The organism is Streptomyces sp. 3214.6, assembly GCF_900129855.1.
Classification (GTDB): domain Bacteria; phylum Actinomycetota; class Actinomycetes; order Streptomycetales; family Streptomycetaceae; genus Streptomyces; species Streptomyces soliscabiei.
In genome coordinates, this window is the sequence record NZ_LT670819.1 from 8,207,806 (window position 1) to 8,224,393 (window position 16,588).

At 70.7% G+C, this 16,588-nt stretch carries 10 protein-coding genes and 1 pseudogene; 5 read left to right on the forward strand and 6 right to left on the reverse strand.

Annotation, left to right across the window (positions count from 1 at the left end; genetic code table 11):
* The first annotated feature begins 5 nt into the window (after positions 1-5).
* Positions 6-3,661, forward strand: a pseudogene (locus tag B5557_RS37115) (hydantoinase B/oxoprolinase family protein).
* Positions 3,642-4,247 (forward strand): GTP-binding protein, encoded by a 606-nt coding sequence (locus B5557_RS37120; RefSeq protein WP_079663595.1) that lies wholly within the window; start codon positions 3,642-3,644, stop codon positions 4,245-4,247. The pseudogene B5557_RS37115 and the gene B5557_RS37120 overlap by 20 nt, the downstream one beginning before the upstream one ends.
* 150 nt (positions 4,248-4,397) lie before the next feature.
* Here the strand turns inward: B5557_RS37120 and glpK are convergent, their stop codons facing one another.
* From glpK to B5557_RS37145, 5 genes are all read right to left on the reverse strand, one after another.
* Positions 4,398-5,918 (reverse strand): glycerol kinase GlpK, encoded by a 1,521-nt coding sequence (glpK, locus tag B5557_RS37125; RefSeq protein ID WP_079663596.1) that lies wholly within the window; start codon positions 5,916-5,918, stop codon positions 4,398-4,400.
* A 47-nt stretch (positions 5,919-5,965) separates the two neighbouring features.
* The gene (locus tag B5557_RS37130; protein ID WP_079663597.1) at positions 5,966-6,715 is read right to left on the reverse strand and encodes an MIP/aquaporin family protein; all 750 of its coding nucleotides are present in this window, start codon (positions 6,713-6,715) and stop codon (positions 5,966-5,968) included.
* A gap of 410 nt (positions 6,716-7,125) precedes the next feature.
* Positions 7,126-8,799: a GGDEF domain-containing protein gene (locus B5557_RS37135; RefSeq protein WP_079663598.1), complete on the reverse strand. Its 1,674-nt coding sequence runs from the start codon at positions 8,797-8,799 to the stop codon at positions 7,126-7,128.
* Between the two features lie 131 nt (positions 8,800-8,930).
* Positions 8,931-10,121, reverse strand: a complete 1,191-nt coding sequence (locus B5557_RS37140) for a lipid-transfer protein (protein ID WP_079665198.1) — start codon at positions 10,119-10,121, stop codon at positions 8,931-8,933.
* Positions 10,118-10,543 (reverse strand): Zn-ribbon domain-containing OB-fold protein, encoded by a 426-nt coding sequence (locus B5557_RS37145; protein WP_079663599.1) that lies wholly within the window; start codon positions 10,541-10,543, stop codon positions 10,118-10,120. The genes B5557_RS37140 and B5557_RS37145 overlap by 4 nt, the downstream gene beginning before the upstream one ends.
* Before the next feature lie 99 nt (positions 10,544-10,642).
* Here B5557_RS37145 and B5557_RS37150 point away from each other — a divergent pair, with 99 nt between their 5' ends.
* Complete coding sequence (locus B5557_RS37150; protein WP_079663600.1) at positions 10,643-11,452, forward strand: M15 family metallopeptidase; 810 nt, start codon at positions 10,643-10,645, stop codon at positions 11,450-11,452.
* Between the two features lie 47 nt (positions 11,453-11,499).
* Entirely contained in the window at positions 11,500-12,036 is a 537-nt protein-coding gene (locus tag B5557_RS37155) for an NUDIX domain-containing protein (protein WP_079663601.1), read from the forward strand.
* 2 nt (positions 12,037-12,038) lie between these two features.
* Here B5557_RS37155 and B5557_RS37160 read toward each other — a convergent pair whose 3' ends face one another.
* Positions 12,039-14,405: a glycoside hydrolase family 31 protein gene (locus tag B5557_RS37160; RefSeq protein WP_079663602.1), complete on the reverse strand. Its 2,367-nt coding sequence runs from the start codon at positions 14,403-14,405 to the stop codon at positions 12,039-12,041.
* 214 nt (positions 14,406-14,619) lie between these two features.
* On the opposite strand from B5557_RS37160, the gene B5557_RS37165 reads away from it, so the two are divergent.
* On the forward strand, positions 14,620-16,587 hold the full coding sequence (locus B5557_RS37165) for an acetoacetate--CoA ligase (protein ID WP_079663603.1): 1,968 nt from the start codon (positions 14,620-14,622) through the stop codon (positions 16,585-16,587).
* Position 16,588 lies beyond the last annotated feature (1 nt).

Genomic DNA, 16,588 nt, shown 5'->3' on the forward strand with positions numbered 1-16,588 from the left:
AGGACGTGACCGGCTGGCAGTTCTGGGTGGATCGGGGCGGCACCTTCACCGACATCGTCGCGCGGCGCCCCGACGGCCGGCTGCTGACGCACAAACTGCTGTCGGAGAACCCGGCGCGGTACGCCGACGCGGCGGTCGCCGGTGTCCGTGCCCTCCTGGCGGGGGCACCGGACCCCGTCGAGACCGTCCGCATGGGCACGACGGTCGCGACCAACGCGCTGCTGGAACGCAAGGGCGAGCGCACGCTGCTCGTCATCACCCGCGGGTTCCGCGACGCGCTGCGCATCGCCTACCAGAACCGCCCCCACATCTTCGCCCGCCGGATCGAGCTCCCGGAGCTGCTGTACGAGCGGATCCTGGAGGTCGACGAGCGCATCGCCGCCGATGGCAGCGTCCTGCGCGCCCCGGACCTGGACGCCCTCGCGGGCCCCTTGCGGGAGGCGTACGACGACGGGATCAGGGCCGTCGCCGTCGTGTGCATGCACAGCCATCTCCACCCCGCCCACGAACAGGCCGTCGGGCAGCTCGCCGCCCGTACGGGCTTTGCGCAGATCTCGCTGTCCAGCGAGGTCAGCCCCCTCATGAAGCTCGTCCCGCGCGGGGACACCGCCGTCGTCGACGCCTACCTGTCGCCCGTGCTGCGCCGCTACGTCCGGCACGTCGCCGACGAGCTGCACGGTGTGCGACTGATGTTCATGCAGTCCAACGGAGGTCTTGCCGAGGCGAGCCAGTTCCGCGGCAAGGACGCCATCCTGTCCGGGCCCGCGGGCGGCATCGTCGGCATGGCCAGGATGTCCCAGCTCGCGGGTTTCGACCGGGTCATCGGCTTCGACATGGGCGGCACCTCCACGGACGTCTCCCATTACGCGGGCGAGTACGAACGCGTCTTCACCACGCAGATCGCGGGCGTACGGCTGCGCGCCCCGATGCTGGACATCCACACCGTCGCCGCGGGCGGCGGATCCGTCCTCCGTTTCGACGGCTCCCGCTATCGGGTGGGACCGGACTCGGCCGGCGCGGCCCCCGGGCCGGCCTGCTACCGCGGTGGCGGCCCGCTCGCCGTCACCGACGCCAACGTGATGCTCGGCCGCATCCAACCCGCCCACTTTCCGAAGGTGTTCGGGCCCGACGGCGATCAGCCGCTCGACGACGCCCTCGTACGCGACCGCTTCACCGCCCTCGCGCGTGAGATCCATGAGCAGACCGGCGACGACCGCACGCCGGAGCAGGTCGCGGAGGGCTTCCTGCAGATCGCCGTCGCCAACATCGCGGGCGCGGTGAAGCGGATCTCCGTCCAGAAGGGCCACGACGTCACCCGCTACGCCCTCACCACCTTCGGTGGTGCGGGCGGACAGCACGCGTGCATGGTCGCCGACTCGCTCGGCATCCGTACCGTGCTCGTGCCACCCATGGCGGGCGTGCTGTCCGCGCTCGGCATCGGACTCGCCGACACGACGGCCATGCGCGAACAGTCCGTGGAAGCGCCCCTGGAGGCCGCCGCACTGCCCGTGATCCTCAAGACCGCCGACGATCTGGAGGAGGCGGCCCGCGCGGAACTGCGCGCCGAGGACATCCCCGACGACCGCGTCCGCATCACCCGCCGCGCGCAGCTCCGCTACGACGGCACCGACACCGCCCTCACTGTCGAGCTGACCGAACCCGCCGTGATGAGGCGGGCTTTCGAAGAACGTCATCGCGCCACGTACTCCTTCACGCTCGACCGCCCGATCGTCGTCGAAGCACTCTCCGTGGAAGCCACTGGCATCACCGAACCCCCCGATCTGTCCGCCCTCGCCCCGTACGAAGGCCACACCGCCGCACCCCGGACCGTCCGCCTCCACACCGGCGGCGCCTGGCGCGACGTACCCCTTCACCGCCGCGAGGACCTCCCTCCCGGCGAGACCGTCACCGGCCCCGCGATCATCACCGAGGCCAGTGCCACCACCGTGGTCGACGACGGCTGGGAGGCCACGACGAGCCACGACGGGCATCTGGTCATGGAACGCGCGGCGATTACGCAGAGTTCCGATCTCGACACAAAAGTCGATCCGGTTCTCCTTGAAGTCTTCAACAACCTCTTCATGTCCATCGCCGAACAGATGGGCGCCCGACTGGAGTCCACGGCCCAGTCCGTCAACATCAAGGAGCGCCTCGACTTCTCCTGCGCCCTCTTCGACCCCGACGGGAACCTGGTGGCCAACGCCCCGCACATCCCCGTCCACCTGGGATCGATGGGGACGAGCGTCAAGGAGGTCATCCGCCGCCGCGGCACCTCCATGCGCCACGGCGACACCTACGCGGTCAACGACCCCTACCACGGGGGCACGCACCTCCCGGACGTCACGGTGATCACCCCCGTCTTCGGCGCCGGCACAGCCGAGCCCGCCGAAGTCACGGAGAGTGAGTCAAAGCTCCTCTTCTACGTCGCCTCACGCGGCCATCACGCCGAGATCGGCGGCATCGCCCCCGGGTCCATGCCGGCGGACAGTCGCACCATCGAGGAGGAGGGCATCCTCTTCGACAACTGGCTGCTGGCGCAGAACGGTCGATTCCGCGAAGAGGAGACCCTCCGTCTCCTCACCGAAGCGCCGTACCCCTCGCGCAACCCCCGGACCAACCTCGCCGACCTTCGCGCCCAGATCGCCGCCAACCACAAAGGCGTCGACGAAGTGGCCCGCATGATCGAGGACTTCGGACTCGACGTCGTACAGGCCTACATGAGGCACGTCCAGGACAACGCGGAGGAAGCCGTGCGCCGCGTCATCGACGCCCTGGACGACGGCGCCTACGCCTACGAGACCGACTCGGGCGCCGTCATCCGGGTACGCGTGCGCGTGGATCGCGAGAACCGCTGTGCGACCGTCGACTTCACCGGCACCTCACCGCAGCTGACCACCAACTTCAACGCGCCTTATTCCGTCGTCAACGCGGCCGTCCTGTACGTCTTCCGGACCCTGGTCGCCGACGACATCCCGCTCAACGACGGCTGCCTGCGCCCCCTGAGGATCGTCGTGCCGCCCGGTTCCCTGCTCGCGCCCGAACCGCCCGCCGCCGTCGTGGCCGGGAATGTGGAGACCTCCCAGGCGATCACCGGCGCCCTCTACGCCGCCCTCGGCGTCCAGGCCGAGGGGTCCGGCACCATGAACAACGTTACCTTCGGCAACGAACGCCACCAGTACTACGAAACCGTCGCCTCCGGATCCGGCGCGGGTGACGGCTTCCCCGGCGCGAGCGTCGTCCAGACCCACATGACCAACTCCCGGCTGACCGACCCCGAAGTCCTCGAGTGGCGGCTGCCCGTCCGACTCGAGGAGTTCGCGGTCCGGCCCGGCAGCGGAGGCGCGGGGCGATGGCGTGGTGGGGACGGCGCGGTCCGCCGCATCCGGTTCCACGAGCCCATGACCGTCTCCACTCTGTCCCAGCACCGCCGGGTCCCCCCGTACGGTCTTGCGGGAGGCGCCCCCGGCGCGCTGGGCGCCAACCGGGTGGAACGCGCGGACGGGACGGTGGTCCGGCTCGGCGGCAGCGACTCCGTGGACGTCGGCCCCGGCGACGTACTCGTCATCGAGACCCCTGGAGGCGGAGGCTACGGCCCGCCGCCCCACACCCCCAGTCAAGCCATCAAGCAGGAGAAGTGATCGATGATCTTCGGGCGTTCTGAGCGCGGCAAGCCCCCGGTCGAGCCCGTCACGCTCAAGATCCTGGTGGCCGGCGGCTTCGGCGTGGGCAAGACCACTCTGGTCGGCGCCGTCAGCGAGATCAAGCCGCTGCGCACCGAGGAGTACCTCACCGAGGCCGGCCGCCCGGTCGACGACACCACCGGCGTCGAGGGCAAGCACACCACCACCGTCGCCATGGACTTCGGCCGTATCACCCTGCGCGAGGATCTGGTGCTGTACCTGTTCGGGACGCCGGGTCAGGAACGGTTCTGGTTCATGTGGGACGAGCTCTCCGAGGGAGCGCTCGGCGCCATCGTGCTCGCCGACACCCGCCGCCTGGAGGACTGCTTCGCCGCCGTCGACTACTTCGAACGACGCTCCATCCCCTTCCTCATCGCCGTCAACTGCTTCGAGGGAGCCGCCTGTTACCCGGAGGCAGACGTGCGCCAGGCCCTCGACCTCGACGACGGCGTACCGGTGGTGCTGTGCGACGCCCGTGACCGAAGGTCGGTCCGCGACGTGCTGGTCGGCGTGGTCCAGCACGCGATGGACTACGGCGCCGAACGTCGCGAGGCCGTCACCACCTGAGGGACGGCCGCCGACAGGCACGGCCCGTACCCCCGCCGACTGGGGTACGGGCCGTGGTTCAGGGGGAAACGCGGCGCGAGGAGCCGCACGCGCGTGTGGCACAAGCGAGACACACACGCGCGTGCAGCGGAACACCCGCACGCGCACGCACTAGCCTTCACCGTCCTGCAGCCAACCGAAGCTCTTCTCCACGGCCTTGCGCCAGTTGTGGTACTCGCGGTCCCGCACCGACGCCTCCATCGCCGGAGACCACTCGGCGTCCTTCTGCCAGTGCGTCCTGAGCTCGTCGAGGTCGTTCCACACGCCGGTGGCCAGGCCCGCCGCGTACGCCGCGCCCAGGCAGGTCGTCTCGGAGACCCGCGGCCGGATCACGGGCACCCCGAGCACGTCCGCCTGATGCTGCATCAGCAGGTTGTTCTTGGTCATGCCCCCGTCCACCTTCAGGGTGGTGATCCGCACCCCGGAGTCCTGGAACATGGCGTCCACGACCTCGCGCGTCTGCCAGCTCGTCGCCTCGAGCACCGCCCGTGCGAGGTGGGCCCTCGTGACGTAGCGGGTGAGTCCGGTGACGACGCCACGCGCGTCGGAGCGCCAGTACGGCGCGAACAGCCCCGAGAACGCGGGCACGATGTACGCGCCGCCGTTGTCGTCGACGCTCGCCGCCAGGCTCTCGATCTCGTCAGCCGTACGGATGATGCCGAGCTGGTCCCGGAACCACTGCACCAGCGCACCCGTTACGGCGATCGAACCCTCCAGGCAGTAGACAGGCGCCTCACCACCGATCTTGTACCCCATCGTCGTCAACAGCCCGCTCTTCGAGGCCACCGGCCGGTTACCGGTGTTGAGCAGCAGGAAACTCCCCGTCCCGTACGTGTTCTTCGCCGTGCCCACGTCGTAGCAGGCCTGGCCGAACACCGCCGCCTGCTGGTCGCCCAGCGCCGAGGCGACGGGCACGCCGGCGAGTTGGCCGACCGCCGTGCCGTACACCTCGGCGGAGGACCTGATCTCCGGCAGGACGGCCTCCGGCACGTTCATCGCGGACAGGACGGAGGTGTCCCACTGGAGGGTCTCCAGGTTCATCAGCATGGTGCGCCCGGCGTTGGTGACATCGGTGACGTGCCGACCGCCGTCGGTGCCTCCGGTGAGGTTCCAGATGAGCCACGAGTCGATGGTGCCGAAGGCGATCTCGCCGTGCTCGGCGCGCGCCCGCAGGCCCGGCACGTTGTCCAGCAGCCAGGCCGCCTTGGGCCCCGAGAAGTAGCTGGCCAACGGCAGCCCGGTCTGCTCACGGAATCGGTCCGGCCCGTCGGATCCGCCCAGCTGAGCGCAGAGCGCCGCCGTACGTGTGTCCTGCCACACGATCGCGTTGTGCACCGGCTTGCCCGTGGCGCGGTCCCACAGGACGGTCGTCTCGCGCTGATTGGTGATGCCGAGGGCGCTGATCTGATCGGCGCGCAGCCCGGCTTTGGCGAGCGCCCCGGCGACCACCGCCTGCACCTTGGACCAGATCTCGGTGGCGTCGTGCTCCACCCAGCCCGGTTTGGGGAAGATCTGGCGGTGCTCACGCTGGTCGACGGCGACGATCGCGCCGTGGCGGTCGAAGACGATGCAGCGGCTGGAGGTGGTGCCCTGGTCGATTGCGGCGACGTACTTCTCGGCGTTGTCCGTCATGGCTACCCCTTGGGCTGGGTTGAGAAGGCTGCGCGGGTGTCGGACGATCAGAAGGCCGCGTTGTAGAGGAGCCCCGCGAGCGCTCCGCCGACGAGCGGTCCCACGACCGGGATCCAGGCGTAACCCCAGTCCGAGGTGCCCTTGTTCGGGATGGGCAGGAAGGTGTGCACGATGCGCGGCCCGAGGTCGCGCGCCGGGTTGATGGCGTAGCCGGTGGGCCCGCCGAGGGAGAGTCCGATGCCGACGACGAGCAGGGAGACGATCAGCGCCGTGGTTCCGGATTCGCCGAGCCCCTTGGTCAGCCCGAAGGCGAGGATCGGCAGGACCAGGGCGATCGTCGCGATGATCTCCGTGATCAGGTTGGCGACCGGGTTCCGGATCTCGGGAATGGTGGAGAAGATGCCCAGCGTGGGAGTGGGCTCCTCGGCCTTGCCTTCGGTGGTGTCCTGCTGCTGGACGTTCGCCTGGAACTGGGCGAGGTACACCAGGTACGCGAGGACGGCTCCCAACATCGCACCAGCCATCTGGCCCAGCAGATACACCCACACCTTGCCCCACTTGCCCGTGTCGACGGCGATCCCGAGGGTGACGGCCGGATTGAGATGCCCGCCCGACAGCGGTGCAGCGGTGTACGCCCCCGCCAGCACGCCGAACCCCCAGCCGAAGGCAATCACGACCCATCCCGAGGCCCGGGCCTTGGAGTACCTGAGAGTGACGGCGGCGCAGACTCCCGCGCCGAACAGGATGAGGATCGCGGTACCGATGACCTCGCCTACGAATATGTCTCCGTTGCTCATGGCGGCTCCTTGGCCCGGTCCGAGGCGGATCGACCCCGGTGCTCCGTGCAGGGTGCGGTTCCCGTGGCTGCTTCGGCCGGGGCAGGGAGATCCCGCGCCCCACCCGGCGTCCGTGACGAGCGTGCCGTCGTAGCCGAATCGCCTGTGGGGGAGCGGGACTTCCGTCGGGAAGTCCCCCTGGCGCGCGCCTGGATACACCGAGAATGTACGGCGATGTCGGCTGACACCGGGAAGTGTTCACCGGTGCCCAGGGAGCGTCAAGGAGGCCGACAGCAACGGTTGGGGGCGCGCAGCACGGACCGTCGAAGCCGACGCCCGGGGGAGAGGGCGCCCGGGGGGCGCCCATCCGAGCCCAGCACCGGGGGCGGCTTCCACGGTCGGCCGCCTCTTGTGAGTTCCCGACCGTCAGGTCAGTTCATCCCGGACTCCGCCCCGACCGCGCCCGTACTCGCGGGAGCCATCGGCTGCGACCCGCGCCGGATCTCGTATCCGGCCAGCCCGGCGCGGCCCACCACCCAACTCGCGCCGCTCAACGACTTCGCACCTTTCTTCAAGGGCACCAGACACGCCGCCGCCTGCCGGTGATCGCTCACGCTGCCCGGTCGGCACAGGACCGTGGCCAGCGACAGCGTGACCGGGCGTCCGCCCGCCGACCAGGGCGCGTCCAGCACGGAGGCAACCAGCGGATCCAGGCCTTCCGGATCGGCCAGCACCAGAAAGTCGTCCCCTCCGATGTGTCCCACGCGCGCGTGCTGTCCGCAGCGCGCATGCCCTGTCGCCGCGATCCGCAGAGCCGCTCCCACCGACCGGATCAGCTCGTCACCCGCCGCGAACCCGGCCTCGTCGTTGACCTGCTTGAAGTGGTCGATGTCCAGCCAGCTCAACGCGAACGGCCGCCCCTCCGCGAGCCGCCGGTCCACCTCCCCGGTGATCGCGTCCGAACCGGGCAGCCGGGTCAGCGGATTGAGTCCGGCCGCCTCCTCGACCCGGGTCTCGGCCAGCGCCCGGACGAGGTCCGCGAGCCGGACGACGCCCATGCATCGCCCGCTGCGGTCGACGACGGCCACATCGTCGGAGGTGCGGTCCCGGTCGCCGACCGCGAGCACGTCCAGTACCTCCCAGGCCGTCGCGTCCACGCCCACCGTCCGCGGTGGATCGCCCAGTCTGGCCGCAGGGCGGTCCGCGTACAGGGCGTGGCCGTAGCGCCCCGACATCGACAGCAGGAAGCGCGACCGGTGCACCGAGCGGACCGGAACCCCCTCGCGGTCCACGAGCAGCACCCCGGACACATCCGGGGACCCGGTGAGCAGCGCCCGTACCTGTCCGGCGGAGGCGGTCGCGGGCAGCAGCGCGGCCGGACGCACGAACTCCCGCACCGACGGCCCCGACGGGGACGCCGGTGCAGGGCCGCGGCCGAGGGGCGGAACGTACACGTCGGCGGCGGGCAGGCGGCTGGGCGGCGCGAACAGTGCGCCCTGCGCCAGCTGCGCCCCCGCCGACAGCGCGGCCGCGCACTGCAGTTCGGTCTCCACGTCCTCGACGACCAGGAACGCCTTCAGCTCGTCGCACAGGGTCCGCATCGCGCGTACCGCCGCGGGCCGTGCCAGGAGCGAGGCGTCGAGCTTCACCAGGTCCGGCGCGATGTCGACGAGCAGCCGCAGGGGCGCGTCCCCGTCCCCGACCCCGTCCGCGCTGATCCGGAAGCCGTGGCCCCGAAGTGCGGCCACGGCCTCCAGGAGCGCGCGCTGGGGGACGTGCGTGTAGGGCGGGACGACGTCCAGCGTCACCTCCCACGGCAGCCGCCCTGCCTCGCGCACGGCGTCGTGCAGCGCGGTGAGCCCGCCGAGATCGGCCAGGGTGCCGGCGAACACGTTCACGTGCAGGGGCAGCAGGGTCTCCTTGCGAACCGCCGCGCGAACCGCCAACACGGCCAGCCGGCCGTCGAGTTCGGGTTCCCGGCGAGCCCTTGCCAGGATGTCGCCGGCCTCGGGGCGGGCAAGTATCTCCAGCCCCACGACCCCTCCGGTGGTCAGGTTGACCACCGGCTGGAAGGCGAAGCGGAGAGTGTCCGTCCAGGAGTGCACGGGAGCATGATGGCGCTGCGGGCGCGCGCCCAGGCGCAGTTCATGAGACGTTCACACAGGATTCCGGGGCGATCGCAGGGTGTGTGAAAGGTCGGCTGGACGGCCGTGTCACGCCGGAGACTCCCTTCCGCTCACCGTACGACGACCACCGCCGAACCGTGCCCGAACAGCCCCTGGTTCGCTGTGACGGCCACGCGCGCGCCCGGTATCTGGCGATCGCCCGCCTGTCCCCGTAGCTGCCAGGTGACCTCGCAGACCTGGGCGATCGCCTGCGCCGGCACCGCCTCGCCGAAGGAGGCAAGTCCTCCGCTCGTGTTCACCGGTATACGGCCGCCGGGAGTCGTCGCTCCGTCCCGCAGCAGTTTGGCGGCCTCACCGTCGCCGCACAGCCCCAGGTCCTCGTACCACTGCAACTCCAGGGCGGTGGACAGGTCGTAGACCTCGGCCAGGGACAGGTCCTCGGGACCGATGCCCGCCTCTTCGTAGGCGGCTCGGGCGATCGAGGCCCGGAAGGTCTCACCGGCCGGCTCCGCCGCCGGTGCGGAATCGGTCGCGATGTCCGGCAGATCCAGCACTGTGTTGGGGTAACGCGGCGTGACGGTGGACACGGCCCTGATCCGCACCGGTTCCGCCGCCCCGTGCCGACGGGCGAACTCCATGCTGGAGAGCACCAGGGCCGCTCCGCCGTCCGACGTCGCGCAGATGTCCAGCAGCCGGAGCGGATCGGCGACCACAGCCGACGCCGCCACCTCCTGCGAGGTGACCCGCTTCCGATAGCGCGCGTTCGGATTCAACGCTCCCATGGCCGCGTTCTTAACCTTGACCTGGGCGAAGTCCTCCGGTGTGTCCCCGTGCACCGCCATGCGCCTGCGCGCGTACAGCCCGAAGTACGTCGGATTTGTCGCGCCGAGTATCCGGAAGCGCAGCCAGTCGGGGTCGTCCGGCCGGTCCCCGCCGGCCGGACGGAAGAAGCCCTTGGGGGCCGCGTCCGCCCCCACCACGAGCACCACGTCCGCGAGACCCGCGAGGATCTGGGCCCGGGCCGTGTTGATCGCCTGAGCCCCCGACGCGCACGCGGCGTACACGCTCGAGACCCGGGCTCCCTGCCATCCCAGGGCCTTCGCGAACGTCGCCCCGGCCACGTACCCCTGATAGCCGCCACGCACCGTGTCCGCGCCGACGATCGAACCGACCTCCCGCCAGTCCACGCCCGCGTCGGCGAGGGCCGCCCGCGCCGCCGTCACGCCGTACTCGACGAAGCTGCGCCCCCACTTGCCCCACGGATGCATCCCCGCGCCGAGCACCGCCACCTCTGCTGTCATCCCGCCACCCCCGTCGGCCGCCATCGCCAGGTCGTCCAGGTCGTCTCCGCATCCTCATCGAGCACGCCCGGGACGACCTCCACCTCCATGCCCACTGTCAGATCGGCGACAGTGACCCCGGGAACCGCCTGTCCCAGCACCACGATCCGCTCGGACTCCAGCTCCACAGCGATCAACGCATACGGGTCCCACGGAAGTTCCGGATCGGTCACGTAGGGTGACGGAGGGCGGTATCGGCTGTCCGTATAGGACCAGACACGCCCGCGTCGTGAGAGCGGGACCTCCTCCAGATCGCCGCCCCGGCAGCCCGGATTGCGGCAGTGCGTGTCCTCACGCGGGAAGAAGACCGACCCGCATGCCGAACAGCGCGTCCCCAGCAACCTGAAGTCCTCCCCGTCTTCGGTGAACCACCCGGCGACCACGGGCGTGCGTGTACGCGACAAGGTTCCCTCCCGGGCCATGGAATCTGACGATACGTCAGGAGTGTGGCACGACCCTCCGGAATTGGGCAGGGAGGAGACATGACACGACTTCCCGGCGCAGTACGCGGTGTGGTCGCCGCACTGGCCGCCCTGCTGGCCGTGACCACCGCCTCCGCCACCGCGCGGGCCCACACCGACCCCAAGGCCCCCGCGGACTTCGTGGCCCTGAGAACCGTGGACCCGACGATCCTTCAGGAGATGCGCTACGCCACCCCGCACACCTTCGTCGGCGAGCCCATCGACGGCTACCGGCAGCCGATCTGCATCCTCACCCGGCCGGCGGCCAAGGCGCTCCACCGGGCCCAGACGAAGCTGCTCCGCCAGGGATACACACTCAAGGTGTACGACTGCTACCGGCCCCAGCGCGCCGTGAACCATTTCGTCCGCTGGGCGCAGGACTTGAACGCCCAGGGAATGAAGGGGGAGTTCTACCCGAACGTCGACAAATCCCGTCTGTTCGAGGACGGCTACATCGCCGAGAAGTCCGGTCACAGCCGCGGCTCGACGACGGACCTCACCATCGTGCGGCTCCCGGCCGCGCCGACCAGGCCCTATGTCCCCGGTGAACCCCTCGTTCCCTGCTACGCCCCACCACAGCAGCGCTTCCCCGACAACTCGGTCGACATGGGCACGGGGTTCGACTGCTTCGACACCCTCGCCCACACCCTCGACCCGCGCATCCAGGGCGAACAGCGCGCCAACAGGCTGCTCCTCAAGAGCACCCTGGAGAACCTCGGTTTCGTGAACCTCGCCGAGGAGTGGTGGCACTACACCTTCAAACCCGAGCCCTATCCGGACACCTACTTCGACTTCCCCGTGTCCGCCGACTCCCTCCCCAGGCAGCACTGAACCGCCTCCGTACGACGCCCTCCCCAAGATCGGATACGCTCCGCCGCGTGTCCGAAACTCTGCACTCCACTTCGAACTCCGCGCGCGACTCCCACTGTTCGAGCTGCGGAGCGCCCTACGGGGAGGGCGTCACCGGCTGGCCCCGCGCCTGTCGGGCCTGCGCCGCCGTGGCCTACCGCAACCCGCTGCCGGTGGCCGTCGCACTCCAGCCGGTGTACGACACCAAGGGCACCGCCCTGGTCGTCATCACCCGCACCATCGCCCCCGCGCGCGGGGGCGTCGCACTGCCCGGCGGCTACATCGACGACCGTGAGGACTGGCGGCAGGCAGTCGTCCGTGAACTCATGGAGGAGACCGGCATAGCCGCGACGCCACGTGAGGTGCGGCTGGCCGACGCCATGAGCTCCCCCAACGGCCATCTGCTGCTGTTCGGGCTCCTTCCGGAGCGTCCCGCGGACCGCCTCCCGACATCCGCCGCCACGGACGAGACCGAGGGCTGGCACCTCCTGCGCAGGGCCGAGGAACTCGCCTTCCCCCTGCACACGCACGCCGTGCGGGCGTTCTTCGAAGGCCGCTACATCTGAGCTCAACGCTCGCCGAGCCCGCGAACGCGCACCGGGTGGGACGGCACGCGCACGCCGTCCTCGCCCTCCTGCTCGACGACGACCCGCGAGCCCTCCCAGCGGGCCACGTACCGCTCGATCTCCGGCTCCGCCCAGCCGTCGCCCGCGTCCCGCACCACCAGACCACCACCCGTCCGCCCCCGGACCGGCGCCCACACCTCCAGCTCCACAGCGCCGTCGTCTCCCCGCACCGGCATGACGGCACCCGCGCGCGCGAGCACCGGAATACGCGACAGGGGAGCGTCCACGAGCACCTGCCCCGGCCCCTCGTACGCCTGCCCCGTCGCCGTGTCGTACCAGCGCCCCCTCGGCAACTGCACCGCACGTCGGTCGGCGCCTGGGTCGAGCACCGGCGCCACCAGCAGGCAGTCACCCAACAAGAACGCGTCCTCGCAGTCCCGCAACGCCCGGTTACCGGGCGCTCCCCACCACACCGGGCGCACATAAGGGGCTCCCGTACGCCGGGCCAGATGCGCCAACGTGATGAAATACGGCAACAGCCGCCGACGCTCGACGAGCGCCACGCGTGCGTGCTCCAACACCTCGGGCCCGAACTCCCACGGCTCCCGGCGTCCCGCCCGCAGACTCGCATGCGTGCGGAACAGAGGCAGGTACGCGCCCAGCTGGAACCAGCGCAGATACAGCTCCGGAGACGGACTGCCGTCGAAACCCCCCACGTCCGGCCCCGAATACGGCACCCCGCACAGCCCGAGCCCCATCACCAGGGACAGCGACGACCGCAGTCCCGGCCAGCCCGTGGCCACGTCCCCGGACCAGGTGCCGCCGTAGCGCTGCAGGCCCGCCCAGCCGGACCGGGAGAAGACGAACGGACGCTGGTCCGCCACCAGCTCCCGCAGCCCCTCGTAGGCCGCCCGCGCCATGCACAGCCCGTACACGTTGTGCGCCTCGCGATGATCACCGCCGCGCCCCTCCAGGGAGTGCCGGGCCGACCGGGGCAACGTCGACTCCCCGAAAGCGGCGAACGACGTCGGCTCGTTCATGTCGTGCCAGAAGCCTGCGAACCCCTGGGCGAGCCGCTCGGCGTAGAGACCTCCCCACCACTGCCGCACGCGCGCGTGCGTGAAGTCCGGGAAAACGGCTTCCCCCGGCCACCCGACGCCCTCGACGAGCCGCCCCGACGCCTCCCGCACGAACGCGTCCTCCGCGACCCCACTGTCGTACACGGCGTTGCCAGGCGCGGCCTTGACCGCCGGGTCGACGATCGACACGAGTCGTATTCCGTCCCGCCGCAACTCCTCGGCGAGCACCGACAGCTTCGGGAAGCGGTCCTCGTCGACGGTGAACACCTGGTGCTCGTCGTAGTGGTCGATGTCGAGGTGGACCGCGTCGAGCGGCAGGCCGTGCTCGTGATAGCCCGCCACGATCCGGCGCACCTCCTGCTCGCTGCCGAAGCCCCAGCGAGCGTGATGGTGTCCGAGCGCCCACGCGGGCGGCAGCGCCGGCGCCCCGGTGAGCGAGGCCCAGGCGAGCAGCACGCGCGCGGGGGTGCCCACGATCACCCAGCAGCGCAACGGTCCGCCGTCCATCCGCACCTCGCACCCACCGGACCGGTCATGCCCCGAGCCGGCTCCCTCCTCACCCTCCCGCAGCGCGACCGAGCCGTCCCAGGAGGTGTCGTGGAACACCAGGTGCGTGCCCGCGTCGGCCACCACCAGCTGCACCGGCATCGTGACGTAGAGCGGATCGTCCTCGCGACCGTACGCGTGCCCGGGATCCGTGTTCCACAGCCGGTACGTCCCGTCGCGCAGACGCGGCCCGGACGCCCGCCCGCCGAGACCGAAGAAGCGCGCGTCGGCCGAGACCTCCGAGCGCTGCATCCAGCGCGCCGGTCCTCCGCCCTGCGGCTCCCACCACCGGGGCGGCAGATCACGGCGCAGCACCACGCCTCCCGGCGTGCACACCTCCACGGCGCCGTGCCGCGAGACCACGACCGTCACCCGCTCGGCGACAACCCGCCATCCACCGTCCTTGTCCGGCTCCAGCACCGCCCGAGGATCCGGCTCCGGACAGCGGCCGGCCAGCGCGTACGACGGCTCCGGCTCGGCACCGTCCCAGCCCCAGAACACGGCCCCGTTCACCGCGACGCGGATCGTCAGCTCCGAGCGGCTGAACCGGAGCGTCCCACCGCCGGGTCCCGGCTCCACCTCCTGCACGAGACCCGGCACCCGCGCCCGCTCGGGACCCCGCACCGGCAGCCCGGTGGCATCGGCGCGCCTCCTGCGCCACGCGGCCCGCACCGTGCGCAACCCCCGGCCCGCACCCGCGGGACCGACCCGCTTCATCGAACGCACCAGGTCACGACCGTCCATGCTGTTCACCCTGTCACTGACCGCGCCGCGCGCGCGGGTCGTTCAACTTGCGTTCACCCGGGGTGGGGCCACATCTTCACGACACGGACTGTGCGCGACCCACCCTGGTGCAGAAGTCGATCACATGGCATCGTCCGTGTCAGCCGCGTCACGCGCTCCACCCCAGCTCGTGCGCGGGCGACGCACACGACGCGCAGAGTCCGGGAGCCGCCCCATGTCGACCGTGAACCCCGAGCCGCTCTGGCGGCCCGATCCGCAGCGCATCGCCCGGGCCCAGGTCGCGAAGTTCCAGACCTGGGCGGCCGAGCAGCACGGGGCCCCTTCCGAAGGCGGCTATCCGGCACTGCACCGCTGGTCCGTCGACGAGCTGGAGACGTTCTGGAAAGCCGTCACGCAGTGGTTCGACGTACGGTTTTCGACACCCTACGCGCGCGTGCTGGGCGATCGCGCCATGCCCGGCGCCCAGTGGTTCCCCGGAGCGACGCTGAACTACGCCGAGCACGCCCTGCGCGCCGCGGCCACCCGCCCGGCGGAACCGGCCCTGTTGTACGTCGACGAGACCCACGAACCCAGCCCGGTGACCTGGTCCGAGCTACGCCGCCAGGTCGGCTCGCTGGCGGCCGAGCTGCGCGCCCTCGGCGTGCGCCCCGGCGACCGGGTCAGCGGCTACCTCCCGAACGTCCCGCAGGCCGTCGTGGCTCTCCTCGCCACGGCCGCCGTGGGCGGCGTCTGGACCTCCTGCGCCCCCGACTTCGGCGCCCGCAGCGTCCTGGACCGCTTCCAGCAGGTCGAACCCGTCGTCCTGTTCACCGTCGACGGCTACCGCTACGGAGGCAAGGAGCACGACCGCCGTGACGTCGTCGCCGAACTCCGAGCCGGACTGCCCACCCTGCGCGCCGTGATCCACATCCCCCTCCTGCGCACCGAACCGCCCCAGGGAGCCCTGGACTGGTCGGCCCTGACGGCCGCGGACGAGGAACCCGTCTTCGAACCGGTCCCCTTCGACCATCCCCTCTGGGTGCTCTACTCCTCCGGCACGACCGGCCTGCCCAAGGCCATCGTCCACTCCCAGGGCGGCATCCTGGTCGAACACCTCAAGCAGCTCGGCCTGCACTGCGACCTGGGCCCCGAGGATCGTTTCTTCTGGTACACCTCGACCGGCTGGATGATGTGGAACTTCCTCGTCTCCGGTCTCCTGACCGGCACGACGATCGTCCTCTACGACGGCAGCCCCGGTTACCCCGACACGGGCGCCCAGTGGCGCATCGCCGAACGCACGGGCGCCACCCTCTACGGCACCTCGGCGGCGTACGTCATGGCCTGCCGCAAGGCGGAGGTCCACCCGGCCCGCGCATTCGATCTCTCCCGCGTCCAATGCGTCGCCACCACGGGCTCGCCGCTCCCGCCCGACGGCTTCCGCTGGCTGCACGACGAGGTCCGCGACGACCTGTGGATCGCCTCCGTCAGCGGCGGCACGGACGTGTGTTCCTGCTTCGCCGGGGCGGTCCCGACGCTCCCGGTCCATACAGGCGAACTCCAGGCCCCCTGCCTGGGCACCGACCTGCAGTCCTGGGACCCGAACGGTCACCCGGTCATCGACGAGGTCGGTGAGCTCGTCGTCACCAACCCCATGCCGTCGATGCCGGTCCGCTTCTGGAACGACCCCGACGGCAGCCGCTACCACGACAGCTACTTCGACACCTACCCGGGCGTATGGCGGCACGGCGACTGGATCACCGTCACCTCGCGCGGCTCCCTCGTCATCCACGGCCGCTCCGACTCCACGCTCAACCGGCAGGGCGTGCGCATGGGCTCGGCCGACATCTACGAGGTCGTCGAGCGGCTCTCCGAGATCAAGGAATCTCTGGTCATCGGCATCGAACAGGCCGACGGCGGCTACTGGATGCCCCTCTTCGTGCACCTCGCGCCCGGGGCTGTCCTCGACGAGGCACTGCTGGGCCTCATCAAACAGTCCATCCGCGAACACCTCTCGCCACGCCACGTCCCCGACGAGGTCATCGAGGTACCCGGAATCCCGCACACCCTCACCGGAAAACGCATCGAGGTCCCGGTCAAACGCCTCCTCCAGGGCACCCCACTGGAAAAGGCCGTCAACCCGGGTTCCGTCGACAACCTGGAGCTCCTGCACTTCTACGAAGACCTCGCCCGCAAGCGAGTCTGAG